Here is a 24,318-nt window from a genome sequence, read left to right on the forward strand (position 1 = left end):
ACCCCACCTGTTGTCATACCCGTACAGGGTATAGCCTGGAGGGGTTCGGACGCAGACAAACGAGGCAGCGACGACGGCTGCCGCCCCGGACCCACATCACGGAGAGCAACGGATATGAGCCACGACCATCACCACGAAGCACCCGCCGGCACCCCCGCCGATGACATCGTCACCTGCCCGGTGATGCCCGGCAGCACCGTCAGCAAGAGCACCGCGGAAGCCCAAGGCCTCTACCGGGACTACGACGGGCAGCGGTACTGGTTCTGCTGCTCCGCCTGCGGCCCCCTCTTCGACGCCGACCCCGCCAAGTACGCCACGGCCGCCTAACCGACCACAGGCCGGGGATACCGGTCACCAGCCCCCACATTCGCGAGACGCAAGGAGCAACATTGTCACCCCAGAAGGTCCTCATCCTGGGAGCCGGCGCCGCCGGCGCGGCCGCGGCGCGCGTTCTTCACGGTTCCGGCACGGTGAGCGTCACCCTCGTCGACCGCACCGGACAGGCCCCGTACAACCGCACCCTGGTCAACAAGGGGGTCGCGATCGGGCTGCTCACCCCGGAACAGGTCGTCACCCCCGGGGTGGAGGTCATAAGTGACACCGCGGTCGAGGTCGACCCACAGGGAAAGACCGTGCGGCTCGCATCCGGCCGGATCGAACCGTACGACGCGCTCCTCCTCGCCACCGGCAGCACCCCCCGCTTGCTGCCGGACACGCTGCCCGGCCTGACCGCCGCCACGGAGGCAGGACGGGTCACCACCCTGCACTCCCTGGAAGACGCGGTCGCCGTCCGCGACCTCCTGGGCACGCTTGGCCGCCCCGCGCAGATCGTCATCTCCGGTGCCGGTCTGGTCGCGGCCGAGACCGCCACGCTGCTCCGCGACCGTGGACATCAGGTCACCCTCCTCGCCCGCGCGACCACCCCCGGGGTCAGCGTGTTCGGCGCCGGCGCCGCGGAGCGCCTCGCCGCCGCGCACCGGGAGCACGTGGACGTCGCGTTCGGCCGCACCCTCACCGCCGTCACTGACACCGGCACACAGCTCGAGCTCGCCTTGGACGACACCACACAGCTGACGGCGGATCTGCTGATCATCGCCCACGGAACCACCCCGACCGGCCCCGCCCCTTGGGAAGACGGGGTCATCGTGGACGGGAAGCTGCGCACCGCCACCCCCGGCGTCTACAGCGCCGGCGGGGTCGCCGCACACTATGACACCACCCTGGGCGCCTGGCGCATCGATCACTGGTCGGACGCGGCCGCGCAGGGTGAACATGCCGCACGCACCATGCTCGCCGACCTCGGCGCCGGCACCCACCCGGGCGACTACCAGCCCCGCGCCCCCTTCACGGCAACCGTGCACGGCATGATGGTCGCCGGTGCCGGGATCACCGGGGGTCACACCTCCGCACGCATCGACACTACCGACCCGCTCCTGGTCGTCCACGAGCATGACGGTGTCCCCGTCGGGGTGCTCGGGCTGGACGCCGTGCCCGCGGTGTTCGGGTGGATGCCGAACCTTCATACTCCTGCCGCGACCGATCCGCAGGACCTCGCCTCCGCGGGAACCGCGACGGCAGACTCACACCAACGCTAGGCACAGGGAAGTGAACCGATGACTGACCCGCACGCACACCACACCGACCACCCCACCGGCAAGGCCGCCACCGCCACCGGGGGAGACACCCGCCACGGCGACCACACCCCCGAGCCGCCCACCCAGCACGACACCCACACCGGCCACGGCACGCAGGCCAGCCACGGGGACCACGCAGGTCACGATGGTGGTGGCCACGGCGGCGGGCACGGTGGGCACGGGGATCACGTCGGCCAGTTCCGGCGACTGTTCTGGATCAACCTGATCATCGCCGTCCCGGTCGTGGCGTTCTCCCCGATGTTCGCGATGATCCTCGGCTACACCGTCCCCGACTGGGCACTGTTCATCGCCCCCGTCCTCGGCACCGTCATGTACGCGTGGGGCGGGTGGCCGTTCCTGACCGGTGCGGTCAGCGAACTCCGCTCCCGCAAACCCGGCATGATGCTGCTGATCGGTCTGGCCATCACGGTCGCGTTCTTCGCGTCCTGGGGCGCCACCCTGGGCCTGCTGCACCACGAGCTGGAGTTCTGGTGGGAGCTGGCGCTGCTGATCGTGATCATGCTGCTCGGTCACTGGATCGAGATGCGCTCCCTCGCCCAGACCAGCTCCGCGCTGGACACCCTCGCGGCGCTGCTCCCGGATGAGGCAGAGCGCGTCGAAGGGGACCAGATCGTCAAGGTCTCACCCGCCGACCTGCAGGTCGGGGACGTGGTGGTGGTCCGCCCCGGCGGCAGCGTCCCCGCCGACGGGAAGATCGTCGACGGCCGCGCCGACATGGACGAGTCCATGGTCACCGGTGAATCCCGCCCCGTCGCCCGCGGCACTGGCGACCCCGTTACCGCGGGCACCGTCGCCACAGACTCCGGCCTTCGCGTGGAGGTCACCGCCACGGGGGATGAGACCACCCTCGCGGGTATTCAGCGGCTGGTCACGGAGGCACAGAACTCGTCCTCTCGGGCGCAGCGGATCGCCGACAAGGCGGCGGCGCTGCTGTTCTGGTTCGCGCTGGGCGCCGCCGCGATCACCGCGGTGGTGTGGACTGTCGTCGGCAATCCCGATGCGGCGGTCGTGCGCACCATCACCGTGCTGGTCATCGCCTGCCCGCACGCGCTGGGCCTGGCGATCCCGCTGGTGGTGTCCATCGCCACTGAGCGCGCCGCCCGTGGCGGGGTGTTGGTGAAGGACCGGCTCGCGCTCGAGAGCATGCGCACCGTCGACACCGTGCTGTTCGACAAGACCGGCACCCTCACCAAGGGCGAGCCCACCGTCTCCGCCGTGGAACCGGTCGGTGACCTGGACGCTGACCAGGTGCTCGCGATCGCCGCGGCGGCCGAGGCCGACAGTGAGCACCCGCTCGCTAGGGCCATCGTTCGCGCCGCGAAGGACAAGAACCTGACCCTGCCGAAGGCGACCGGGTTTTCCTCTTCCCCGGCGGTCGGTGTCACCGCGACCGTCGACGGTGCGGAGATCCGTGTCGGCGGTCCCCGTCTGCTCGAGGACGTCGGTGCCAGCGAGGTCGACACGGCGGACGCGTGGCGTAGCGAGGGCGCGATCATCCTGCACGTGACCCGGGACGGAAAAGTCATCGGCGGGCTCAAGCTCGCCGACGAGATCCGCCCCGAGTCCCGTGAAGCCGTCGATGCCCTGCACAAGCTGGGTGTCCAGGTGGTCATGATCACCGGCGACGCCGAAGCCGTCGCGAACGCCGTCGGCGCCGAGCTGGGCATCGACCGGGTCTTCGCGCACGTGCGCCCGGAGGACAAGTCCAGCAAGGTCGCCGAGCTGCAGAAGGAGGGCCGCAAGGTCGCGATGGTGGGCGACGGCGTCAACGACGCCCCCGCCCTCGCGCAGGCCGACGTCGGCATCGCGATCGGCGCCGGCACCGACGTCGCGATCGCGTCCGCCGGGGTCATCCTCGCGAGCTCCGACCCGCGCAGTGTGCTGTCGGTGATCCAGCTGTCGCGTGCGGCGTACCGGAAGATGAAGCAGAATCTGTGGTGGGCTGCCGGGTACAACCTGATCTCCGTGCCGCTCGCCGCCGGCGTGCTCGCCCCCATCGGGTTCGTCCTGCCGATGTCGATCGGTGCGATCCTGATGTCCCTGTCCACCGTCGTGGTCGCCCTGAACGCGCAGCTGCTGCGCCGCATCGACCTCAGCCCCGAAGCCAGCACCCGCGCAGCGCTGGACAGCTAAACCCGAAGGAACCCGGCCATGACCACACCCGCACCCGACACCGCTCACGCCCCCCACGGGTACATCACCGACAAAGACCGATACCTGAACCGGCTCAAGCGGATCGAAGGTCAAGCGCGGGGCATCTCGAAGATGGTCGATGAAGAGAAGTACTGCATCGACATCCTCACCCAGATCAGCGCTCTGACCAGCGCCCTGCAGGCCGTGGCCGTCGGGCTGCTTGACGACCACCTGAAACACTGCGTGCTCGACGCGGCGCGCATGGAGGGTGACCAGGCGGAGCAGAAGATCAAGGAAGCCAGCGACGCGATCGCCCGTCTGGTCCGGTCCTAACCGGACCAGACGGGCGATCCCACGCTGCTGCGTCCACGTCCCCGGTAAGGGGACACTCGGTGCCTTGGCCGAGCGGTCAGGCAACGGCCTGCAAAGCCGTCTAGACGGGTTCGACTCCCGTAGGCACCTCGCATACGGCCCGTCGCGTGCCCGGCGGGCTATCCGGGCAGAATCGTGATGCCGCTGGTCTCGTCGACGATCACGATGCGGCCCGCGGCGTCCATACCGACCGCCTGCACCCGGCCGTCCACGCGACCTGCCGGCTCCCAGCTCGCGGCACCGGCTCCGGTCACCCAAATCTGCCCATCGGTGCCGACACCGACCACCTGAGTCCGGTCGGCCGCAGCCCCCAACGTGTACAGCAGCGGCGCTTCGGGCCACGCCGCGAAGGACGCACCGCCGTCCGTGCTGATCTGCACACCCTCTTCGGTGGCCGCGACCACCCGTCCGCGACCGTCGACGGCGAGACTGGCCGCTACCAGATCCGCACCGGTAGGTTCCCAGGTCAGCCCGGCGTCGTCGCTGCGGATCACGTCGCTGACGTCCGTGGCGATGGCGTACACCGTGTCATCGGCGCCGGCGGCGAGGGCGTGGAAGTCTTTCTCCCCACCGAACACCACCGACTCCCAACTCACCCCTGCGTCGGTGCTGCGCATCACGCCCAGGTTCGGTGCCCCCCACTCGGCGGGGCTTCCGGGGCCGGGGTGACCGGACGCGATCAGTGTCTGCGAAGTGGCGGTGAGTCCCATCGCGTCGAAGCTGTCCGTGCTGACCCGGCCACCCCACTCCCCGGTGTCGGTGACCTCGTAGATGCCTTCATGCGTTCCCAGGAGAAGCTGGTCAGTGTCCGGGGCGACGACCACCGCGTGGACATGGCTCGGTACCCCGGTGCGCCCGTCCCCAGCCGGCGGCGACGTCGGAGTGTCCGCGCACCCCGCCAGCATCAGGAGGGCGGAAGCAGCGGCGCCCGCCGCCAGTGTCTTCGTATGGACGTGCATACGCGTACCTCCGCGTTCGAAGAGTGGGGGCACCGCGCATGGCAGCGGCGCCCCCACTCGACGGATCGGGCTCAGAGCTGGCCGAGCAGATCCTGCATGGTCTCGATCTCCGCGGACTGTGTATCGACCACGGCTTGCGCGAGCGCCAACGCGTCCGCGTTCTTCCCGTTGGCGAGTTCGGTCTCGGCCATCTCGATCGCCCCCTGGTGGTGGGCGATCATCTGCTCCAGGAACAGGGGTGCCGCCTCGGCCCCGGACGCCGACTCCAGCGCCGCCATGTCCTCGTCAGACATCATCCCGCCGCCGTGCTCCATCTCACCCATGTCCATGTCGTCACTGGACACGCCCCACTCGGCGAGCCATCCCTGCATCGTCTCGATCTCCGGCTGCTGGGCGTCCTTGATCTGCTGAGCCAGATCCAGCACCCGCTGATCAACGTCGCTCTTGGCGAGGATCATGTCGCTCATCTCGACGGCCTGCTCGTGATGCGGGATCATCATCATCGCGAACATCGAATCCGCCATGTTGAAGTCCGCCTCCGCCGATTCCGACGGGGCCGACGACGACCCACCATGATCCATTCCAGGCATGCTGCCTCCGTTGTCCGCGCAGCCGGCCAGGAACAGCACCGCTGCCAGCGGTACGGCCGCGACCGCTGCCAAACGCATCTTCTTGTTCATCATCAGTCCTCTCAAACACTCGTGAAACCCGCGTACGGGCAATGAACCTCACCCCCGCCCCAGAGGGCAGGGACAGTGCGTGTCACGTTCGGCTGATCGACAGCTCCAGGAGTGAGGGAGGCCGGTCCGGGGCCGGCCGGCACCGCGTCACCGGCGGACGCAATGCATGCCGCTCCCACACAGACGACCATGCGGCGCGGGGGACCAGCAGCACGAGGGCGGCTGCCAGCAACGCCAGCACGCACATCATCATCAGAACGTCATGGCCCCCGCTCGGGCTGCACGACGCGCACGCCTCCGCATCCTCATCGCCGGTCGCGGGCGCCGACGAGTGGTGAGGTGCCCCGCCCGGCATCTCGACATTCTCCGAGGTCGTAGGGGCGGTGTGTCCCGAGGAGATCGTGTGCATCCCCATCAACCCGACGATGACCGCTGCAGCGAAGCACACGGCAACCAGCCACCGCACCGGGTGCGGCAGCCGCAGGCGCAACGCGGACAGGCCGATCATCCCGTCCAGCCTACCGTCCGTACCATACCCCCGCACCGTAACCCAAGGGGGTCGCCGGCATCCGGAACAGCGACGTAACGTAACCCCCTCACCGATTCAAAGGAGAAGGCCGTGACCGTCACCGCCCAAATGTTCGACACCCACCCCCGAGCCAACGACATCGCCAACCGAGACGCGCTCCTGGCCTGTATCGACGCGTGCCTCGAGTGCGGCCAGGCTTGTACGACCTGCGCCGACGCCTGTCTCAGCGAGGAGATGGTCGCCGATCTGACCACCTGCATCCGTCTGAACCAGGATTGCGCCGACCTCTGCGACACCACCGCGCGCCTGCTCTCTCGCCACACCGGCACGGACACCACCGTGCTTCGTGCCGCGCTGGAGGCGTTGCGCGCAGCGTGCGCCGCATGCGCCGCCGAGTGCGACACCCACGCGGACATGCACGAGCACTGCCGGGTCTGCGCCGACGCCTGCCGCCGCTGTGAACAGGCCTGCACTAACCTGCTCGCGACGCTCTGACACCCTTCCTCCGCCGACCGCTACCGCGGCGCTGGGGGGCCCGGCTCAGCGGTGGCGGACAAGGGCTGGCTCGTCCTCGGTGAGGTGCGCGGTCTCGATCTGGAAGGTCGAGTGCTGAATCGACACCGGGAAGTGACCGGCCACGCATTCGCGTACCTCGTGCAACACCTCCGCGGCATGCCCGTCGGTGAAGCACTCATCCTCGACCACCACATGCGCGGTCAGGGTGGGCAGGCCAGTGGCGACCGTCGATGCGTGCAGGTCGTGCACGTCGGTGACGTGTTCGAGCTCAAGGATGTGCCGGCGTACCTCGTCCAAGTCGAGCCCGGCAGGGGTGAACTCCATGAGCACCCGGGTGGTGTCGCGCATCAAAATGATCGCGCGCGGCACGATCAGTCCCGCGATCAGGAGCCCTGCAATCGCGTCGGCCTGCTGGAACCCGGTCGTGGCGATCACAATCGCGGCCACGATCACCCCGAGCGAGCCGAGTGCATCGTTGATCACCTCCAGGAACGCTGCCCGCATATTGAAGTTCGCGCCGCGGCTCGAGGAGAGGATCACGATCGCGATCACATTCGCCGCGAGGCCGACGATGCCGAACACGAGCATCTCTCCCGCGGCGACCTCCGGCGGCTCGAACAGGCGTCGGATACCTTCGACGGCGGCGTAAGTGCCCACCACCAGCAGCAGTGCGGCCTGCCCGAGTGCGGCGATCACCTCGATGCGTCGGAATCCCCAGGTCCGCTTCGGATTAGCCGGCCGCAGCATCAGCGTCGCCGCGATCAGCGCGACCAGCAGACCGGACGCGTCGGTGATCGCGTGTGCGGTGTCCGTCAGCAGCGCCAGGCTGCCGGTGACGATGGAACCGATCGCCTGCGCGATCACGATCGTCGCCGTCAGGCCGAACGCGATCCACAGTCGTGCTCGGTGATCCCCGGGCGCTCCTGCCTCGGTAGTCGGTGCACCGTGGTTGTGACCCGCACCCATGTCCCACTCCTTACTTGGTCAGTGACCAATTTCCTTGATCGGTGACCAAGATACTACAGTGTTGGTCACTGACCAAGCTCGGAGGAGAGACCTGTGGCCGACCGACTATCCCGCCGCGACGTCATCCACGCCGCCTTGGCCCTGCTCGATCGCGGCGGGGCGGACGCCATCACCCTCCGTGGGATCGCCCGACATCTCGACGTTCACCTCAACTCGGTGTCGCTGCAGGTGGGGAGCAAAGCGCGCCTCTTCGACCTGATGGCAGACGCCATTCTCGGCGAGCTCTCCTTCGACGACCTCCCACACCCGCCGATCGACCGGGTCAAAGAGATCTTCCGCCGCTACCGCCAGGTCCTTCTGAACCACCGCGACGGCGCACATCTCGTCTCGGGTACGAGGGTCTCCGAAACCAACACCCTGCGGCTAGGGGAGGCGGTGATTGCCGCGCTGCTCGATGCCGGCGTCGACCCCGACCTCGCCGTCACCACCTTCTGGAGCCTCAACTACCTCGTGGTCGGACTCGTCCACGAAGAACAGACCACCCCCGAGGACGGCGCCCACCGCTTCGAGCAGGAACTCGCCGCACATTCGTTCCCCGCACTCACCAGCGTCCGCGATCTCTTCCTCGACGACAACGCCGCCGCACACCTTGAATTCGGCATGGACGCGCTCCTGCACCGCGCCCGCCACCTCGACTGAGCATCATCGTCAGCGGCGAGCCATCCCTCCATATGGAAGAATCTGCGTATGAATGCAGATAACGTGACATGCGGCCGCGACCCCGACAGCCTCTACGTAGAGCTCGCCGTCGAGGTCTTCGCGATGCTCGCTGACGCCACCCGCGTGCGGATCATCCTCGCGCTCGAGGGAGCCGGGGAGTTGTCCGTGAACCACATCGCCGACATCGTCGACAAGTCACCCGCCGCCGTCTCCCAGCATCTCGCCAAGCTGCGCCTGGCCCGTATGGTCACCACCCGACAAGACGGCACCCGCGTGTTCTACGCCCTCGCCGACGAACACGCGCGCCAGCTGGTCACGGACGCGATCTTCCAAGCCGAGCACTCCCTCGGTGGCGCCGCCCCGCACCACCACGCCGGAGCCGACGCCAGCCGCCCTGTGGCGCCATGATCACCGTCTTACGCAACGGCACCTACCGGGCGCTGTTCTTCGCCCAGGTCATCGCCCTTGTCGGCACCGGCCTGCTCACCGTTGCCCTCGGACTGCTCGCGTTCGAGATCGCCGGAGATGCCGCCGGATCGGTGCTCGGCACCGCGTTGACGATCAAGATGGTCGCCTACGTCGGCGTCGCACCCCTGGTTGCAGCGCTCGTGGACAGGCTCCCCAAGAAGGCCGTTCTGGTCGGCGCCGACGCCGTTCGACTCGCGATCGCGTTCACCCTGCCCTTCGTCCAGGACACCTGGCAGATCTACGTGCTCGTGTTCGTGCTGCAGTCCGCGTCCGCGACCTTCACCCCCGCCTTCCAATCACTCATCCCGAGCGTGCTGCCCGACCCCCAGCAGTACACTCGTGCCCTCGCGCTGTCACGCCTCGCCTACGATCTCGACTCGATCCTCAGCCCCGTCATCGCCGCAGCCCTACTTGCCGTGATCAGCTACAACAACCTGTTCGTGGGCACCGCCGTCGGCTTCGCCGCCTCCGCCACCCTCGTCCTCATCGCCCGCCTTCCCGCACACGTACCCGATGCGTCCACCGGCACGTTCTGGGAGCGGCTGCCAACCGGGCTGCGCGTGTTCGCCCGCACGCCCAGCCTCCGCTTCCTGATGGCCGCCAACGTGGTCGTCGCGGCCGGCACCGCTATCGTCCTGGTCAACTCCGTCGTCTACACCAAAGGCGTGTTCGACCTGGATGACACCGCCCTCGCCCTCGCCCTCGGCGCGTATGGGGTCGGTTCCCTGATCATTGCCCTCAACGTCCCGTGGATCGTCGACCGCATCGGTGTCTTGTGCGCCATGAGCATCGGTGCCTGGACGCTTGTTTCGGGTCTGATCGCGGCCATCGCGATGACGATTATCGCCACGACCACGGGAGAGGGCTGGTGGATGCTGCTTGCCACCTGGGCGTTGCTCGGTGCCAGTACCTCGCTGATTAACACCCCTTCGTCACGGCTTCTAGCCGACGCGTCCACCCCCGCTAACCGCAACCTGGTATACACCGCACAATTCGCACTTTCGCACGGCTGCTTTCTGGTTAGCTACCCGATCGCGGGCTGGCCCGGTGTCATTGGACTGCCCATCGCGGCTAGCGCGCTGCTCGGATTCGCCATCGTCGGCGTTACCGCCTTGGCTGTGCTGTACAAACCAGCAGGTACCGTCGTCACCACTCTGTAAACGATGAGCTGCGAGCACATGTTTCTGGCGGGTGTCGTCAGCTCGAACCGCGATGGACAACTCGAGGAGTAGACACACGCGTTGGACGCGGACACTTTAGCCGCGATTCCTCGGTCTCGTCGAGTCGTCGTGGACATCTCTGAGCGGTTCCTACAATCGCGAGTGCGTCACTGAGGGCGGCGGAGTTGCCGCCGCCCTCAGCTCGGTCTATTGCATCTGTCTGGCGATGCCGGCTGCGGCGCTGACGACTCGACGGGGGATGCCGAAGATTTCGGGAGGGCCGGACGCGACGCCGTTGCTCCACACCTTTCCGACGCGCCATCCGATGGGGAACCGGAGGGTGGTCGTGGTGTAGGTGGCCCCGGATTCGAGGGGGCCGGCGATCACACCGAGGGGGCTGACCTCGACGTACCACCGGCCAACGGTCTTGGAGCCGCCTTCGTGGCCGTTCATGCGCCGGCGTTCTCGAGCGGCTGCGCGACGTGTGCCGGCAGGGCGCGTAGCGCGGCGCGGGTCACCCACTCGTCGGCGGTCTCGTCGAACTGGCCGAGCTCGATGATCGGCCCCTGGTCGTCGTGGTGGATGAACAGCGACCCGTACTCGCGGCCGTCGACGTACAGGTAGATGTTCCCGGCGTAGGCGCCGATCTCGCCGTTGTCGAACAGCCCGTCGCGGGCGTCGGGTTCACCCAGGTCGATCTCTTCCTGGCGGTGCCCGAAGTTGAGGGTGAGCTTCATGGTGTCCTCCGTAGTAGGTGGTGAATGTGACATTCATAGGCTACGGTGGGGGTCCGACATTGCGCCGGCGAGCGAGCGATGCACTCTGTGTCCGCGAAGCAGCCGGGATGCGGCCTATACCCCTCAGACGGGCACAAGCCCGCGACGAGAGGAGGAGCGATGCCGAGTCGCGAAGAGGTAGACGACGTCCTGCAGCGCGTGGGGCTGGCGGCGATCTCGTACTACCCAGAGATTCACATCGACGAGCCGGACTACACCGTCGACACCGACGTTGATTGGTGCCTCGAGCCGGTGACCGACCTGACCGATGAGCAACGCGCCCCGCTGCGAGAGGCGGTCGGCCTGGCGATCACCAACCCGACAGCTCACCGGTACGCCCTGTTCCAGACGTTGCTCGAGCTGGCGCCAGCGGAGTCGTAATGTCCGCCGGCGTCGACGACTCGTCGGCGCGACCGGTTGGCGGACCAACCGACCCTCACGCGGCATGGCTGCGAGCGGGTCAGGCACGCCAGCAGGCGAAGCGCGCCGAGCAGGAGCAGTCGGCTGCGGCGAGCGCTGCGGCCGATCCGAAGCGGGACTACGCGAAGCGGTATCGCGAGGAGCATCGCGAGGAGATCCGCGCGTACCGGGCGAAGTATCACGCGGAGAACCGTGACGAAGTGAACCGGAAGAACCGGGAGTACATGCGGGAGCGGTCGCGGAAGATGCGAGCGCAGAAGGAGCGGCGCGAGAAGGACCGCGAGCGGGTGCGGCGGTGGACCGAGGCTAACCGTGAGCGCAAGCGCGAGACGATCAGGCGGTGGCACGCGGAGCACCCAGAGAAGACGGCGGAGTACTCGCGGCGCTACTACGAGCGCAACCGTGACGCGGTGCTGGCCAGGGCGAGACAGCGTCGAGATCAGAGCCCGGAGAAGGTGAAGGCGTCGTCGCGGGACTGGCAGCAGCGCAACCGGGAACACCTGACCGAGTGGCAGCGGCAGTATCGGGCTGAGAACCCGGATGTGTATGAGCGGGCGCTGCAGTCCAACCGTGAGTCGAAGCGGCTGGCTCGCCGCCTCAAGTCGTTGGGGTTGCCGGCAAAGCGCGTGCGTCGGTCCCCGGCAGCAGAGCGGCGAGCGCATGAGGCGGAGTCGCGGGAGTTCTTCGAGCGGGACCGGGCGGTGAGCGCGCGGAAGCGGGTCATGGCGGAGTACACACCGCTGGATCAGGCGGCGCTCGAGGCGTGGCGGGCGAGGTCGCCATTGGCGCGTCGACGGGATGCGCAGCTGTCGCGGTTCCGGCGGCAGCTGCGCACGGGCGCGGGCAGGATATCGGAGATCCGTGAAGAGGTTCGGATGGATGCCGTTGCACGGCGACTGCGGGGAGACAGCCTCGACGCGCCCGCGGAGCTGCGTCAGCGGGTCTTCGACGCCGCGGGAGGCCAGGAGTACCTCGCGGCGGGTGGCGATCGCCATACGGCGGCGCTGATGCTCGAGGAGTCCCTAGATGGGCTGGTCAAGCCTGTCGCGCTCCCGGATGGGCGGGGGATGGTGTGGGTGCCGGAGCACACGCGCGCAGGACGGGAGATCGCCGGTCACTGGCGCCGGCGCCCCGGCGCGTGAGCAGCTGCGCGGTGAGGACTGCGGGGCGTCCCTGTGTGGGGCGCCCCGCACTCGCTCAGCTGGCTGCGGCGAGCGCGTAGCTGCGTGCCCGCCAGCGGGGGATGCGCACGCGCACGCCGTGGTGGTCGATCACGCGGAGCACGTCGCGCCCTTCGACCTCGAAGACGGTCTCCGTGGTGGTCTGCAGCCCTCCTCCGAAGGTGAACGGCTCTGCGAAGCGGATGTGGTCGCCGCGGCGGACGCGGGGCTTGGCTTCCTCGAGCTCGAGGTTCGCCCAGCAGGCGGCGCGCCACTGGTTGGCGTACTCGTGGTCGGTCGGGGTGAGGGCCTCGAGCACCCGGCGGGGTGCGTGGACTGCGCCGGGGCCGACCGTCTCGTCCATGTCCTTGTACGTGAAGTTGTAGTAGCTGGACGGGGCGACGGAGTAGAGCACGACGAACGCGAAGACCTCCCCGGCGTGGGGGTGGCCGTCGTTGTAGCGCACCGCGGCGTAGAACTCGTAGGGCCAGTCGTAGCTCCCGCCGATGTAGTCGGGGTCGCGGCGGGTGCCGCTGGCGATGATCGTGGCGTTGGTGAAGTAGTCCGCGAAGTAGTCGCTGACGCTGACGCCGGCCGTCTTGTGAGTGGATGTGGCACCCATGGTGTCCTCCTCGGTTGCTAGTGAATGTGACATTCACAGGCTAAGGGAGGCCTCCGACATCGCCGACGTGACAGCAACAACGACGGCGGCGGGATGGCGAGCGCGAGCGCGGGGCCGAGCTCGGGGGAGAGCGAAGGGGCTACCAGGCCTCGGGGTCAAGAAGTTCGTCAGCGACATCGACGAAGTAGTCGTCGTCTTCACTCCATGCGTAGAGGCCCTCGAAGACCACGCCGATTGCAAACGTCATCACGACGAGTCCGCCCCAACGGCCGATGAACTCCGAGTAGGAGTCGAAAGCTCTGTGCTCTCTGGCTCGCTCGAAGATCTCGTACATGATCTTGCTTGACTCCTCGTCCCAGCGTTCGGTGAAGGATGGGCGCGCGATTGCCCCGGTGAGAACCTCGTCCTCGAACCAGGAATCCAGGAGGCTGAGCGTCGTCCCGATGATCTGCGCGGGGGTTGGTTCTTCGTCGGGGGTCATCCCGGTGAGGAAGTCGGAGAAGTCTTCGTAGTCGGCCTCCCACAAGTACTCTGCAGCGAGCCGTATCGCGCGGAACGCCTCTTTTCGAGCCTCACCTGTAGGCACCGCCATGATGAAGTTGTGACGTTGGATCGCCACCTGTAGGCCATCGTTGATCTCGTAGATTGTGTAGGCCTTGCCGCTGTCGAGGTCGATGTCACTTTCGAGAAGCAGCGGCTTGAGCTGCTTGAAGAGTTCAGCTGCCAGCCCTGTCTCTACACGCCGCCCGAAACTGTCGCGGCCGCTGCTGTCTACGTTGGGCATGAACGAGTCTCCTCATCAGGCGTCTGTAGCTCAGACCATAGCCGAGGGGTCTGTTGCCCGGAGCCGGGACATCGCCTGTGGTGCCGTGAGACGATGCGTCGATGAAGACGACCCATCGCGACGGCGAGGCGGGTGGGCTGCGGATGCCGGCCGTGTGGGATCGGGCCTCGCTCGAGGCGGTCGGGTTCGTGGGGTTCGTTCGATTCGCGGATCTTGCGGCCGCGAGGGTGCCGACTGAGGCGGGGATCTACGTGGTGCTGCGTCCGGCGGCGACGTCGCCGGAGCTGCTCGAGCTGACGCGAGCGCGGGCGGGATCCGCCTACCCTTTGGATGACCTCGCGGCTCGGTGGGTGTCGGGGACGCCGGTGCTGTACATCGGCAAGGCAGAGGCGAAAGTGGGCGGGCTGCGCAAGCGGCTGGGGCAGTTCGCGCGGAAGGGTGCCAGCCACCAGGGCGGGCGTTCGATCTGGCAGCTGGCCGATCAAGACGAGCTGCTCGTTGCGTGGGTGACGACGCCGGAGGAGTCCGCGGAGGACGTGGAGGTTCGCTACCGCGCCGCGTTCGCTGACGTGTTCGGTCGCTGGCCGTTCGCGAACCGGAAGCGATGAGGGCAGGCGGTTGATGAGAGGGGTTTCGCCGGGGATCTAGGTTGCTACCGCGGGCCTGTGTACGCTCTCGGCCATGAGGGCAGACAGGTTTGAGGACGTGGAACTTGGCGCGTTTGAGCGCTTCTATGACGAGCGACCCTTCGAGGGGCGCAGCTATCCCGGCCCATACTTCGAGACCGAGATCGCGTCGGGCATGAAGCGCGGGTTAGCGGTGTCCGTGGAGGGGCCTACGGTCGATGACGCGCGGGCGCTCATGGATCAGGTGAGGGCCATTATCGCCCGCCCGCTGCCCACCCACGAGATGTACTCTGCGCTGCTCGAGACATTCCCCAAGGCGTTCCCCTGGAATACCCCAAGACAGATGAGCTATGCCGTCACGCCGAGTGCCATTTGCGTCGGAAGGGAGGGAGACTACTCAGTCCACTTCGACGTCGACTCGGAAGACGACACTCAAGTCGACTATTGGCCTGTCGTGTGGCTTGACCGTGACGGCAACATTCTGAGCGCTCACGCCGATGGCGGACGTGGCGAATATCCCGGAGGTCGGGACTACACCCTCCCGGAGGCGACCGAGGCGTTGGTGCGATCCTGGCCGTCGAAGAACATTTGGGCAGAGGACATCGCGACCCGTCTGGACAAACTGGACGGGCTGGGCTGAGCCCCGCGTTCGTCGACGGGGCCCAGCGCGGCGGTGTCAGCCTCGTGCGGCTGCCAGCTCAGCGTCGATCCGGCGCCGCTCGCCGCCGGGGTGAGTGCTGCCCAGCAGCACGACGCGGCGATCCCATGCGACCTCACCCGTGAGCGAGTCGACCCAGTCGGTGACGTCGGCGCGCTGCGCCTCGGTCAGCTGGTCGACGGCCAGGCCGGGCAGGATCGTATCGGGCAGGGTGAGGGTCTTGCGCAGGTACTCGAAGTCAACCTCGTTGCGCCAGGCGCGCTCCGACTCGATGAACCGGTCGATCTGCGCGTTGTCGGGGTGCCACTGGCATCCGCCGATGCAGGCCTCCTCGGGGTCGACGGACTGAAACCAGACGGCGTGTACGGTGCGGTTGGTGGTCATGGCATCCTCCCGGATTGCTAGTGAATGTGACATTCATAGGCTACGGGGGGCCTCCGACATTGGCAGCGGCGAGCGCCGCGAGGGGCGGGGCGGGCGGTGTGCCCGCCCCGCCGGGTTGGGTTACTCGCGCTCCCAGTCGGTGACTTCCGCGTCGATCGAGTCGGCGACGTAGTTGTCGGATCGGAGCGACTCGATCACGTCTTCGACGGTGTACGCCTCGATCGCGAGGTCTTCCGCTTCGTCCGACGTGCGGGCGGTGACCGAGACGGTAACGCGCTGGGTCAGTGTGACGGAGAGGGTCACCCGGAAGTCGCGCTCGCGCGGGGTGCCGCCGATCGCTTCCACGAGCCGGTCGTACTCGGAGCAGAAGCCCTCATCGTTGGCGATCTGCTCACCCTTCTCCCAGATCGCCGCGAGCCGGTCGTCGGCGGCGTCGGTGATCGGCAGTCGCAGCCTGTCGATCTCGCGCTGCTGCCGTTCGACGGTCAGCGCGAGATCCGCGGCCTGCGCCTGGGCGGCGACGAGATCGGCCTGCGTGCGGGCCATCTCCCCGACGTAGGCGCCGCGCCGCTCGGTGACCGGGGCGGGCATGTCGAGCTGGCCCTGAGCGAACTCGATGTTGGTGGTGGTTGCCATGGTGTCCTCCTTGGAACGTAGGCGGTGAATGTGACATTCACAGGCTACGGGGGGCCTCCGACATTGCTGCGGCGAGCGCGGCAGTGCCCCGCCGGTAGATCCCGGCGGGGCACTGGGGGAGGTTCAGCTGGCGGGTGGTGTGAGTGCCGCGAGGAGTGCTCTGAGGGCGTCCACAGCCCCGTCACGGGCCTCGAAGACGGCATCCATGGTATCGGCCTCTGTGGAGCGCTCGGCCTCCTCGATCGCCGCCTGTGCGGCGCCGGTCAGCTCGCGCAGGCGGGCGGTGTCTGCGGCGAGCGCGAGGGGTGCTCCGTGCTCGGTGATGTGCAGCGTCCATCCGTCGCCGGTCGGGGTCGCCCACACGGTGGCGATCGCCTGTCCTTCGGCGTTGTCGAAGTCGACCTTGCCGAAGTCGTCGCCGTGGTGGGCGAGGATGCGTGCTCGGTCGTCGACGGGCATCGAGTACAGGTGGGAGTTGCTCGGCGTCCAGGTCGCCGGTTCGGCGCGCTGGCCGGTGTCGTAGGGAGTGAGTGCGGTGGTCATGGCTGGTCCTTTCGTCAGAGGGTCGGGGGCGGGCGCGGTGCCCGCCCCCGGTGGTGTCAGCGGGTGAGCAGCCCGGCGATGATCCTGTCGACGGACTCGGCCGAGACCGTCACGGCGCAGGGGATGCAGACCTCTGTGCGGGTGTGGCGGATGTCCTCGTGGTCCAAGATCGTGACGACGTAGTTGCGGGCGTCCTGGACGCCGCACTCGGCGCAGGAGTATCCGACCGGCGGGGCGTCGGTCTCGGTGTCGTCGTCGATGCCCTGGCGGGCCAGTTCGACGGCCTGGCCGACCCAGTAGGCGACGGCCTGGTCGTCGACGACGAACGCGCCGTCGTCGATTGCCTCGATGAGCGAGCCGCCGTGGTTGCTGGTCATCCGCTCGAGGATCGTCCGCGAGATCTCGTCGACGGTGAGTGGTGTGGGTGCCATGGTGTCCTCCTTGGAACGTAGGCGGTGAATGTGACATTCACAGGCTACGGGAGGCCTCCGACATTGCTGCGGCGAGCGCGGCAGCGCCCCGCCGGTAGATCCCGGCGGGGCGCTGGTGGGGGTCAGTCTTCGCCGGGGAGGGCGATGATGATGCACGCCTGGCCGGTGAGGTTGTACCCCTCGATGCTCACGCGGAGTCGCTGGCGGCTGGCGGTGGTGGCGGTGCTCGGGTTGCCGGAGCGGGTGGCGTTCGGCACGCGCAGCACGTAGGTCTCGCGCGGGACGAGATCGCCGGCGACCTGGCGGGCGGTGGGGCGGATGACGTTGAGCACGTCCCAGAATCGGGCGTCCTCGCTCTGCCAGTCGCCCTCGCGGGTCCACTGCACCGCGGCCTCGTAGGCGGCGCGGGTGAGCAGTACCGTGAGCCGGTATCCGGCCTCGAGGGCGGTGGCGGGGTTGAAGTGCAGCAGCAGCCCGTCTGCGACGGCCTCCTCTGCGGTGTAGACGGCGATGATTTCTGCGCCCTTGAACGGGTTTTCGCTCTGCTCGGTCATGGTGTCCTCCCGGATCGCTTGCTAGTGAATGTGACGCTTACACTCTAAGTGAGGGGTCAGACATTGGGCCCGGCGGGTGAGCGCAGGACGATGGGGAGACGGCGGCGTGCATGACTGAGACGTGGATCTACGAGCGCACGGCGGACAACTCTGCGCGCTTCGTGCTGGGGACGGTGGGCGTAAACCCTCTCGTGTGCGTCGGTGTGAACCCCAGCACCGCGGCGCCGGGAGACCCGGATCGCACCGTCAGCAAGGTCATGGGGTTCGCGGCCCGAAACGGGTTCGACAGCTGGGTGATGCTGAACCTCTACCCGCAGAGATCCATCGACCCCAAGGGCATGCACCTGGTGCACGACCCCCAGCTGCAAGCCGATAACGAGCGACACATCGCCGATCTCATCGGCGGACGCCAGCTCACGATCGTCGCCGCGTGGGGCGAGCTGATCCGATCCCGCCCTTACCTCCCGCAGATGCTTGAGGGCATCGCCTCGGTGACGGATGCCTCCGGCTGTGACTGGGTGTCGATCGGCGATCTGCTCAAGAGCGGGCACCCCCGGCATCCGTCACGCGCCCGCTACGCCTGGCCGTTGCAGAGCTTCGACGTGGCGAGCTATCTGGCCTAGACGTGACGGTGCCCCGCCGATTGATCCCGGCGGGGCACCGTGCGGCTATTCCTCGTCCTCCGACCATTCCAGGCGGGGGTCGAAGTGGAACCGCTCGCGGGCCTCGTTGTGGGCGAGGTCGTCGCTGCGGGCCACGTACTCGTCCTCGCTGAGCCGGGAGCCGTGGCCGTTCGCCCAGGGGAGCGGGTCGCGGTCACCGTCGCTCTCGGCCAGCCAGGTCTCGCGGATGATGTGGTCAGCGGTGCCGGTGTGCCCCAGCTCGTCGAACAGGTCGGCGAGGATGCGGCCCTCGGTCATGTTGATCGAGCTGAACACGTCGTCATGCCACCTGCCGATCATGTCGGCCGCGGCCGCGACGACGGCGAGGTCGGGGATCGTTCCGCTGCTCATCGCTGCACCTTCCCCAGTCCCCAGTCGGCTCGTTCCTCGTCGGCCATCCACACGGCCCGGTCGAGCGCGTGGTGAAGGTCGACGCCGCGCGCGTCGGCCAAGTGCACGAGATCCGTGAGCACGTCCCGGATCGCCTGGTCCGGCTCGCTCGGCTCGTCGTCGTACCAGGCCGCGATGAGCGTGTCCGTGCGGAACCGCGAGCGCTGCATGGTGTCGGTCTCGGTGTTCGCGTGCAGCTCGCGGCTCATCGTGAGCTCGAGCTGCGTGGTGGGGTTTGCCATGGTGTCCTCCAGGATCGTTGGCTAGTGAATGTGACATTTACAGCCTAGGGAGGGGGTCAGACATTGGCCGCGGCGAGCGCGACGGTGCCCCGCCGGATGATCCCGGCGGGGCACCGATTAGAGCGTCAGCGGCGGATGCCGCGCGCCCAGTAGAGCGCCCACGGCAGGTCGAACCGTGCCGCGATGCCGTCGTGGGCGATGTGCAGCGCGCTCGCCGCGTACCGGCGCGTGGGGAGCGGCTGGATGCGCTGCGGGTGCACGTCTCGCTCGGGAGCCTGGTGCGGGGTGCTGCCGGTGAGGATGCGGCGGGCCGTGCCCTGGTAGGCGCGGTCGGCGTAGCCGGTGATGACCTGGAAGGCCACGAAGCCGGGCCCGCCCCACGGGGCGGCGTACTCCGTGTCGAACAGCCTCCACGTCTCGGTGATCGTCCGCGCGGCCGGATCGAAGCTGCGAGTGTGGATGACCGCCTCCGGGTCGTCCGGCCGCTCGGCCTCGATCGCGTCCAGCGCCGTGCCCAGCCGGTCGAGCACGCGGCGAGCGCGGGCGATCTCATCGCGGCTGCTGAGCGCGTCGTGGTCGCCGCGGTCGATCGAGTGCACCCACTCGTCGCAGGCCCACGCGGTGAGCGGGAACGTCTCAAGGCAGGCCCAGTCGCGGAACGCCTCGACGATCGGGTTGCGCCGGGTCGCGCTCGCCGCGGTCACGGTGCCACCACCCGCAGGGAGCGCAGCCAGTCGACCTCTTGAGCGTCGAGAACATGCCCGGTCGTGATCCAGTCGGCGGCATCGTCGGTGCCGTCGAGATCGCGGAGCGTGTACACCTGGCGGGGGGCGTCGTCGTGTTCGGGGTTGCCGTCGTAGATCGTGCCGTCGTTGAGGAACACCCGGATGCGGCCGGTGCTCTCGGTGGTGTCGATCTGCGCGACGGCCGCGCCGTCGATGAGGGACACGTACCCGTGCACGTCGATGCCTGCGGCCTCGCCTGCGTGGTCGGCGACGGCCCGCTCGGCGGCGCCGGTCGCGAGCGCGCGGATCGCGTCGGCGTCCACGTCGCCCTGGCCGAGCGCTTGGGTGAGCCCGTCGATGTCCTCGTAGTTGAGCGCGATCGTCTCGGCGACGATCTCGCTGATCGGTTTGGTTGCCATGGTGTCCTCCCGGATCGTTGGCTAGTGAATGTGACGTTCACAGCCTAGGGAGGGGGTCGGACATCGGCGCGCGCTCGCCGCGAACGTGGGGCGCTCGCCGATGTCCGGGCGGGCTACATCTGCCCGACATCCCGCGCCATGCGCTCGCGGAACGCCGCGCACGCCGCGTCGATGACGGCGGCACGATAGGTGCTGCTCTCGCCCGCGGGGAGGGTCGCGAGCGCGTCTCGGAGGGCGGTGCGGGTGCTGTAGTGCAGAGCCTCGGATGCCTTGTGCGCCGAGCGGGTGCTGATGTCGTGGGTGATCCGCTCGATGATCTCCGGGACGGTGAGTGGGGGCAGCTCGAAGCGGTAGCCGGCGAGGTCGGCCAGGATGATCGCGCGCTGCCGATCGGTGAGCGGGGTGCCGTACCCGCTGCTGGGGTACAGCTCGAGGTCTCCGCTGCGGCCAGCCCGGATGTTCACGCGGACGTAGGGACGCTCGGCGCGGCCGATGCGCACGTTGCTGATGCGCTCGCCGCTGTCGGGGTCGATCGGGCAGAGGTCGGCGCGCGGCTCGCCGAGTGTGGGGCCGGGCTCGTGACTGCGGGCGTCGGAGACCTCCCAGGTCAGTCCGGCCGCGGTGAGTCGGTCGCCGAAGGTGAGGGGTGCGGTTGCCATGGTGTCCTCCCGGATCGTTGGCTAGTGAATGTGACGTTCACAGCTTACGGGTGGGGTCGGACACTGCGGCGAGCGCGGCAGCGCCCCGCCGGTCAGTTCCGGCGGGGCGCTGCGGGAGGGGTCGTGCTCGTCGCCTACTGGGGGGAGAGGGCGTTGGTGACCTGAGTCTTGATCTCTTCGGCGGCGAGGATCATCGCGCCGTCCTTGTGTGACTCGCCGTAGGCCGCGATCACGCCCGCGATCGCGCCCCATTCGGCTGCGGCCAGGCTCACGGGGATGGGCTTCGGCTGTGATCCTGCGGGCGATCCGCTCTCGCTGGTCATGGTGTCCTCCTGGGTGTCAGGTAGTGAATGTGATGTTCACAGTCTAGGGCGGGGGTCGGACATTGCGGCGAGCGCGACAGCGCCCCGCCGGTAGATCCCGGCGGGGCGCTGTCGGTGGGTCAGTAGTCCTCGTCGGTGCGGGCGAGGGTGTCGATGATCCGCAGTCCGTTGTGGAGGGGGATGGTGACGGTGGACAGGAGCGTGTAGCCCTGTGCGCCGTAGGCGTTCAGGTCGTCGTCGCGCTGCTGGCGAGCGCGGTTGCTGGCGATCTCGCCCTCCGCCTCGGTGTACTGGCGGGTGTCGATGGTGATGAATCGAGTGCGGTTTGCCATGGTGTCCTCCCGGATCGTTGGCTAGTGAATGTGACATTCACAGCCTACGGGTGGCCTCCGACATTGGAGCTGCCCACGGGTATAGGCCTCGGTTTCGGGGGTTCGCAGACATCGCAGGGCGGTGCCCCGCGACCGTCGCCGCGAGGCACCACACGAGGGGCTGGCTATGCGCCGGGGCACTCGGTGTCGATGTCGTCCTGGTCGAGCGGCAACAGTCCGCACGCCTGGCAGGTCGTCGTCCCGGTGAAGCGGCCGCTCTGCCACTGGTGGGCGAGCGGCTCGGCGGGTGCGTCCTCGTCGTCGGTGTCCATGGTCGCGGTCGCGCCGCAGTCCAGGCACCGGGCGGCGACGTCGCCGTTGAGGGTGACGACGACGCCGGGGACGCCGGAGAGCCATTCGATGTTGGCGTGGTCGCAGTCGGTAGTGGTGGTGGCCATGATGTCCTCCCGGAACGCTGGCTAGTGAATGTGACATTCACAGTCTAGAGAGGGGATCGGACATCGGCGGCGAGCGCACGCGACGGTGCCCTGCCGGTCGTCCGGCGGGGCACCGCGTGGGGTCAGGCCGCGTCGAGCGGCGTCCAGTCCCGTTCGTGGGCGGGGGTGTAGTCGATCAGCGCCGCGAGGCGGTCGCGTGCGGCCTGTAGCGCCTCGATCTCGGTGTCGTTGCTGTCGCCCTCGGCGGCGGCGAAAGTGTCCTCGATCAGACCGGCGATCTCCTTCTGTGCCGCCTCGTCGATGAGGGTGAGGCGGGCGATCTCGCCGTCCGGGTAGCGGGCATCCAGCGCCGCGGCGTCCTGGTAGTCGAAGGCCCACTGCTCGCCGAGGATCGCGAACGCCGCGGCGATGTCGCGGCCGCGGTCGCCGGTGCTGATCGCGACGTAGCCGCGGTTCAGGCCGGTGCCGACGTGCGGGTGCAGGTCGGCGTGGTCGGGGCCGAAGGTGATGTAGGTGGTCATGGTGTCCTCCCGGATCGGTTGGTAGTGAATGTGACGTTCACAGTCTAGGGCGGGGGTCGGACATCGCCGCGGGGTGTCGGTCGTGGGGTGCGTGGTGCGTGAGCGCCCCAGCCGAGGCGTAGGGCGCTCACGTCGTGGGGTGTGGCTACGCCTTCCAGGTGCCTTCCCAGCCCTCGGGGAGACGCACGCCGTGCTCGCCGTGCTCGTCGGTCTGGTGCAGGTACACGAGCACGTCGCCGGGGTCGGGGTCGGCCTCGTACTGCGGCACGGTGCGCTCGATGGTGTTGATCTGGCCGACGCTGTTGTAGCGCACGTCCACGTCGATCGCGCGCAGGTAGCCGTCCTCGACGTTGACGTGCTGATCGCAGCGCGGGCACCACAGCACGACGCGCTCGCCGTAGTCGGTCGGCTCGTCGAGCTCGACGATGCGCAGCGCGGGGAAATCGGCTGCCTCGATCTCGTGCATGACGCTCCACAGCCGGTCGATCAGGTCGTCGGCAGGGATGCGGGGAGCGGCCGCGGCCGCGGGTTCGGTGGTGGTCATTGTGTCCTCCTGGGAACGGTGAAGGCCTGCGGCGAGCGCGGGCGGGGATTAGAACTCGAGGTGCTCCCGCCGAGGGGAGGGGCGTGTAGCCGGCTCCCCTCGGGTGGGTGGTGCTCGCCGCCGCCGGGGTAGGTGTGCACCCGGCGGCGGCGAGGGGGTCAGACGGCTTCGACCAGCCCAGGGCTGACGCGCCAGCCGTTGGCGAGCGTGTACGACTTGGGGTTGGTGCGGACGATGAGCGTCTCGACTCCGGCCAGCCCGTCACGGGTGGTGCGCGGGTTGGCGACGATGCGCACGCGGGTTCCGGGGATCAGGCTCGGCAGCGCGGCCGCGGTGGCTTGCAGGGCAGCGGCGAGCGCGTCGTCGCTGTGCCCGGTCGGCTCGACGGTGGCGGTGCGGGCGAGGGTGTACACCTTGCCGGGTTCGGTGAGGGCTGCGATCTTCGCCTTGGTGCGGGCGAAGTCGATCAGCACGTACTCGGTGCCGCGGAAGCGGAACGTGTCGCCGGGGGTGCGGGTGATGAGGGTGGTGGTGTCGGTCATGGCGTCCTCCTTGGACTCTCGACGGTGAATGTGACATTCACAGGCTACGGGTGGCCTCCGACATTGGGCGGGGCGGGCGGCGCGGTCTGCGCGCCCGCCCCGGCGTGGGTCACTGGGCGGCGATCGCCGCGGTGATCTCGGCGGTGACCCGCTCGCGCTTGGCGTCGGCATCGCGCCCCGGCTCGAAGTGACCGAACGCGGTCAGGTACGCCTCGATCTGCCCGCGCAGGTACTCGGTGTTGCTGGCGTCGGCGTTGAGGCCGATGATCGCGTAGCGCGCTGCGCTCGCCGCGGCCCGCCAGCCGCTCTGCGTGAGGCCGTGGGGGTCGCCCTCGGGGAGCGAGTAGGGCTGCTCGATCTGGCCGTCGCGCGCGGTGTACTTGGTGACGGTGCGCTCGGTGACCACGACGGCATCCAGATAGTCGGGGTCGCCCTGCCCGCCGAGGGGCACCCACACCTGGGGGTCGTCGTCCGGGTGGTCGGCGTCGATGCGAGCGAGCAGGGCGGGCATTGCGGGGTCGAGGGTGAACGGGTCGCTGAGGCTGTAGTCGTCCCAGGCCTGGCGCAGCTCGTCCGGCTCGATGGTCGTCCATCCCTCGTCGAACTCGGCGCGCAGCGGAGCGTGGAAGCGGATCGCGCGCTCGACGGCTGCGCGGATGTCGTGGACGTTGTTGATGGTCTCGGTCATGGAGTCCTCCCGGAACGATTGCTAGTGAATGTGACATTCATAGGCTACGGGTGGCCTCCGACATCGCGCGGGGACATCGCGA

At 68.4% G+C, this 24,318-nt stretch carries 38 protein-coding genes and 1 tRNA gene; 14 read left to right on the forward strand and 25 right to left on the reverse strand.

Features of this window, described 5'->3' with window-relative positions; translation table 11 throughout:
• Positions 1-114 precede the first annotated feature (114 nt).
• From V2S04_RS13805 to V2S04_RS13825, 5 genes are all read left to right on the forward strand, one after another.
• The gene (locus V2S04_RS13805; RefSeq protein WP_067121084.1) at positions 115-327 is read left to right on the forward strand and encodes a YHS domain-containing protein; all 213 of its coding nucleotides are present in this window, start codon (positions 115-117) and stop codon (positions 325-327) included.
• A 62-nt stretch (positions 328-389) separates the two neighbouring features.
• Positions 390-1,595: an FAD-dependent oxidoreductase gene (locus V2S04_RS13810; protein ID WP_067121082.1), complete on the forward strand. Its 1,206-nt coding sequence runs from the start codon at positions 390-392 to the stop codon at positions 1,593-1,595.
• An 18-nt stretch (positions 1,596-1,613) separates the two neighbouring features.
• Positions 1,614-3,788 (forward strand): heavy metal translocating P-type ATPase, encoded by a 2,175-nt coding sequence (locus V2S04_RS13815; protein WP_067121080.1) that lies wholly within the window; start codon positions 1,614-1,616, stop codon positions 3,786-3,788.
• Positions 3,789-3,806: 18 nt separating this feature from the next.
• Complete coding sequence (locus V2S04_RS13820; RefSeq protein WP_067121078.1) at positions 3,807-4,121, forward strand: metal-sensitive transcriptional regulator; 315 nt, start codon at positions 3,807-3,809, stop codon at positions 4,119-4,121.
• A gap of 58 nt (positions 4,122-4,179) precedes the next feature.
• Positions 4,180-4,250: transfer RNA gene (locus V2S04_RS13825), tRNA-Cys, on the forward strand.
• A 29-nt stretch (positions 4,251-4,279) separates the two neighbouring features.
• Here the strand turns inward: V2S04_RS13825 and V2S04_RS13830 are convergent.
• The 3 genes from V2S04_RS13830 to V2S04_RS13840 all read right to left on the reverse strand — a co-directional run bounded on the left by V2S04_RS13830 (position 4,280) and on the right by V2S04_RS13840 (position 6,307).
• Positions 4,280-5,119, reverse strand: coding sequence for a F510_1955 family glycosylhydrolase (locus tag V2S04_RS13830; protein WP_413639034.1), 840 nt, complete (start codon positions 5,117-5,119; stop codon positions 4,280-4,282).
• A 71-nt stretch (positions 5,120-5,190) separates the two neighbouring features.
• Positions 5,191-5,802 (reverse strand): DUF305 domain-containing protein, encoded by a 612-nt coding sequence (locus tag V2S04_RS13835; RefSeq protein ID WP_067121076.1) that lies wholly within the window; start codon positions 5,800-5,802, stop codon positions 5,191-5,193.
• Between the two features lie 79 nt (positions 5,803-5,881).
• Entirely contained in the window at positions 5,882-6,307 is a 426-nt protein-coding gene (locus tag V2S04_RS13840; protein WP_067121074.1) for a DUF6153 family protein, read from the reverse strand.
• Positions 6,308-6,436: 129 nt separating this feature from the next.
• Between V2S04_RS13840 and V2S04_RS13845 the strand changes: the two genes are divergently transcribed.
• On the forward strand, positions 6,437-6,823 hold the full coding sequence (locus tag V2S04_RS13845; protein WP_067121088.1) for a four-helix bundle copper-binding protein: 387 nt from the start codon (positions 6,437-6,439) through the stop codon (positions 6,821-6,823).
• A 45-nt stretch (positions 6,824-6,868) separates the two neighbouring features.
• Here V2S04_RS13845 and V2S04_RS13850 read toward each other — a convergent pair whose 3' ends face one another.
• Entirely contained in the window at positions 6,869-7,810 is a 942-nt protein-coding gene (locus V2S04_RS13850; RefSeq protein WP_067121073.1) for a cation diffusion facilitator family transporter, read from the reverse strand.
• A 93-nt stretch (positions 7,811-7,903) separates the two neighbouring features.
• Between V2S04_RS13850 and V2S04_RS13855 the strand changes: the two genes are divergently transcribed.
• Genes V2S04_RS13855 through V2S04_RS13865 form a run of 3 tightly spaced genes read left to right on the forward strand, consistent with a single transcriptional unit; the run spans position 7,904 to position 10,158 of the window.
• On the forward strand, positions 7,904-8,509 hold the full coding sequence (locus tag V2S04_RS13855) for a TetR/AcrR family transcriptional regulator C-terminal domain-containing protein (RefSeq protein ID WP_067121071.1): 606 nt from the start codon (positions 7,904-7,906) through the stop codon (positions 8,507-8,509).
• 48 nt (positions 8,510-8,557) lie between these two features.
• Entirely contained in the window at positions 8,558-8,938 is a 381-nt protein-coding gene (locus tag V2S04_RS13860; RefSeq protein WP_067121069.1) for an ArsR/SmtB family transcription factor, read from the forward strand.
• Positions 8,935-10,158, forward strand: a complete 1,224-nt coding sequence (locus V2S04_RS13865) for an MFS transporter (protein ID WP_413639023.1) — start codon at positions 8,935-8,937, stop codon at positions 10,156-10,158. The genes V2S04_RS13860 and V2S04_RS13865 overlap by 4 nt, the downstream gene beginning before the upstream one ends.
• A 207-nt stretch (positions 10,159-10,365) precedes the next feature.
• On the opposite strand, the gene V2S04_RS13870 is transcribed toward V2S04_RS13865, so the two are convergent.
• On the reverse strand, positions 10,366-10,611 hold the full coding sequence (locus tag V2S04_RS13870) for a hypothetical protein (RefSeq protein WP_005050814.1): 246 nt from the start codon (positions 10,609-10,611) through the stop codon (positions 10,366-10,368).
• Entirely contained in the window at positions 10,608-10,895 is a 288-nt protein-coding gene (locus tag V2S04_RS13875; RefSeq protein ID WP_005050816.1) for a hypothetical protein, read from the reverse strand. Before V2S04_RS13875 ends, V2S04_RS13870 begins: the two co-directional genes overlap by 4 nt.
• Before the next feature lie 159 nt (positions 10,896-11,054).
• Between V2S04_RS13875 and V2S04_RS13880 the strand changes: the two genes are divergently transcribed.
• Together V2S04_RS13880 and V2S04_RS13885 are read left to right on the forward strand one after the other, a co-directional pair.
• A complete protein-coding gene (locus V2S04_RS13880; RefSeq protein WP_005050818.1) occupies positions 11,055-11,315 on the forward strand; it encodes a hypothetical protein in 261 nt (86 codons plus the stop codon).
• Positions 11,315-12,496 (forward strand): hypothetical protein, encoded by a 1,182-nt coding sequence (locus V2S04_RS13885; protein ID WP_005050820.1) that lies wholly within the window; start codon positions 11,315-11,317, stop codon positions 12,494-12,496. The genes V2S04_RS13880 and V2S04_RS13885 overlap by 1 nt, the downstream gene beginning before the upstream one ends.
• A gap of 55 nt (positions 12,497-12,551) precedes the next feature.
• Here V2S04_RS13885 and V2S04_RS13890 read toward each other — a convergent pair whose 3' ends face one another.
• Positions 12,552-13,136, reverse strand: a complete 585-nt coding sequence (locus tag V2S04_RS13890; RefSeq protein WP_005050822.1) for a DUF6927 domain-containing protein — start codon at positions 13,134-13,136, stop codon at positions 12,552-12,554.
• Between the two features lie 139 nt (positions 13,137-13,275).
• Positions 13,276-13,920: a hypothetical protein gene (locus V2S04_RS13895; protein WP_413639024.1), complete on the reverse strand. Its 645-nt coding sequence runs from the start codon at positions 13,918-13,920 to the stop codon at positions 13,276-13,278.
• A gap of 101 nt (positions 13,921-14,021) precedes the next feature.
• Here V2S04_RS13895 and V2S04_RS13900 point away from each other — a divergent pair, with 101 nt between their 5' ends.
• Positions 14,022-14,528, forward strand: coding sequence for a hypothetical protein (locus V2S04_RS13900; protein ID WP_005050828.1), 507 nt, complete (start codon positions 14,022-14,024; stop codon positions 14,526-14,528).
• A gap of 73 nt (positions 14,529-14,601) precedes the next feature.
• Positions 14,602-15,186, forward strand: a complete 585-nt coding sequence (locus tag V2S04_RS13905; RefSeq protein ID WP_005050830.1) for a hypothetical protein — start codon at positions 14,602-14,604, stop codon at positions 15,184-15,186.
• A 36-nt stretch (positions 15,187-15,222) separates the two neighbouring features.
• Here V2S04_RS13905 and V2S04_RS13910 read toward each other — a convergent pair whose 3' ends face one another.
• The 5 genes from V2S04_RS13910 to V2S04_RS13930 all read right to left on the reverse strand — a co-directional run bounded on the left by V2S04_RS13910 (position 15,223) and on the right by V2S04_RS13930 (position 17,752).
• Positions 15,223-15,588 carry a hypothetical protein gene (locus V2S04_RS13910; RefSeq protein ID WP_005050832.1) on the reverse strand — a complete coding sequence of 122 codons (366 nt, stop codon included), beginning with the start codon at positions 15,586-15,588 and terminating at the stop codon, positions 15,223-15,225.
• Positions 15,589-15,708: 120 nt separating this feature from the next.
• Positions 15,709-16,224: a hypothetical protein gene (locus V2S04_RS13915; RefSeq protein WP_005050834.1), complete on the reverse strand. Its 516-nt coding sequence runs from the start codon at positions 16,222-16,224 to the stop codon at positions 15,709-15,711.
• 123 nt (positions 16,225-16,347) lie between these two features.
• Positions 16,348-16,767 carry a hypothetical protein gene (locus V2S04_RS13920; RefSeq protein WP_005050836.1) on the reverse strand — a complete coding sequence of 140 codons (420 nt, stop codon included), beginning with the start codon at positions 16,765-16,767 and terminating at the stop codon, positions 16,348-16,350.
• A 56-nt stretch (positions 16,768-16,823) separates the two neighbouring features.
• The gene (locus V2S04_RS13925) at positions 16,824-17,198 is read right to left on the reverse strand and encodes a hypothetical protein (RefSeq protein ID WP_005050838.1); all 375 of its coding nucleotides are present in this window, start codon (positions 17,196-17,198) and stop codon (positions 16,824-16,826) included.
• A gap of 122 nt (positions 17,199-17,320) precedes the next feature.
• Positions 17,321-17,752, reverse strand: a complete 432-nt coding sequence (locus tag V2S04_RS13930) for a DUF6573 family protein (RefSeq protein WP_005050841.1) — start codon at positions 17,750-17,752, stop codon at positions 17,321-17,323.
• Positions 17,753-17,862: 110 nt separating this feature from the next.
• Between V2S04_RS13930 and V2S04_RS13935 the strand changes: the two genes are divergently transcribed.
• Positions 17,863-18,375 (forward strand): DUF1643 domain-containing protein, encoded by a 513-nt coding sequence (locus V2S04_RS13935; RefSeq protein WP_005050843.1) that lies wholly within the window; start codon positions 17,863-17,865, stop codon positions 18,373-18,375.
• Positions 18,376-18,420: 45 nt separating this feature from the next.
• On the opposite strand, the gene V2S04_RS13940 is transcribed toward V2S04_RS13935, so the two are convergent.
• From V2S04_RS13940 to V2S04_RS13995, 12 genes are all read right to left on the reverse strand, one after another.
• A complete protein-coding gene (locus tag V2S04_RS13940) occupies positions 18,421-18,765 on the reverse strand; it encodes a hypothetical protein (RefSeq protein ID WP_005050845.1) in 345 nt (114 codons plus the stop codon).
• On the reverse strand, positions 18,762-19,046 hold the full coding sequence (locus V2S04_RS13945; protein WP_005050846.1) for a hypothetical protein: 285 nt from the start codon (positions 19,044-19,046) through the stop codon (positions 18,762-18,764). Before V2S04_RS13945 ends, V2S04_RS13940 begins: the two co-directional genes overlap by 4 nt.
• A gap of 125 nt (positions 19,047-19,171) precedes the next feature.
• Entirely contained in the window at positions 19,172-19,750 is a 579-nt protein-coding gene (locus V2S04_RS13950; protein WP_005050849.1) for a hypothetical protein, read from the reverse strand.
• Complete coding sequence (locus V2S04_RS13955) at positions 19,747-20,190, reverse strand: hypothetical protein (RefSeq protein WP_005050851.1); 444 nt, start codon at positions 20,188-20,190, stop codon at positions 19,747-19,749. The genes V2S04_RS13950 and V2S04_RS13955 overlap by 4 nt, the downstream gene beginning before the upstream one ends.
• Positions 20,191-20,303: 113 nt before the next feature.
• Positions 20,304-20,849 (reverse strand): hypothetical protein, encoded by a 546-nt coding sequence (locus tag V2S04_RS13960; RefSeq protein WP_005050853.1) that lies wholly within the window; start codon positions 20,847-20,849, stop codon positions 20,304-20,306.
• 134 nt (positions 20,850-20,983) lie between these two features.
• Positions 20,984-21,172, reverse strand: coding sequence for a hypothetical protein (locus V2S04_RS13965; RefSeq protein ID WP_005052851.1), 189 nt, complete (start codon positions 21,170-21,172; stop codon positions 20,984-20,986).
• Positions 21,173-21,291: 119 nt separating this feature from the next.
• Positions 21,292-21,504, reverse strand: a complete 213-nt coding sequence (locus tag V2S04_RS13970) for a hypothetical protein (protein WP_005052853.1) — start codon at positions 21,502-21,504, stop codon at positions 21,292-21,294.
• 164 nt (positions 21,505-21,668) lie between these two features.
• Entirely contained in the window at positions 21,669-21,941 is a 273-nt protein-coding gene (locus V2S04_RS13975; RefSeq protein ID WP_005052845.1) for a hypothetical protein, read from the reverse strand.
• A 122-nt stretch (positions 21,942-22,063) separates the two neighbouring features.
• A complete protein-coding gene (locus V2S04_RS13980) occupies positions 22,064-22,462 on the reverse strand; it encodes a hypothetical protein (RefSeq protein WP_005052843.1) in 399 nt (132 codons plus the stop codon).
• A gap of 145 nt (positions 22,463-22,607) precedes the next feature.
• On the reverse strand, positions 22,608-23,006 hold the full coding sequence (locus V2S04_RS13985) for a hypothetical protein (RefSeq protein ID WP_005052842.1): 399 nt from the start codon (positions 23,004-23,006) through the stop codon (positions 22,608-22,610).
• A 158-nt stretch (positions 23,007-23,164) separates the two neighbouring features.
• On the reverse strand, positions 23,165-23,548 hold the full coding sequence (locus V2S04_RS13990) for a hypothetical protein (RefSeq protein WP_005052841.1): 384 nt from the start codon (positions 23,546-23,548) through the stop codon (positions 23,165-23,167).
• A 109-nt stretch (positions 23,549-23,657) separates the two neighbouring features.
• Complete coding sequence (locus V2S04_RS13995) at positions 23,658-24,236, reverse strand: hypothetical protein (protein ID WP_005052196.1); 579 nt, start codon at positions 24,234-24,236, stop codon at positions 23,658-23,660.
• Positions 24,237-24,318 lie beyond the last annotated feature (82 nt).

The organism is Microbacterium sp. OR21 (genome assembly GCF_047306785.1).
Taxonomy (GTDB): domain Bacteria; phylum Actinomycetota; class Actinomycetes; order Actinomycetales; family Microbacteriaceae; genus Microbacterium; species Microbacterium esteraromaticum_E.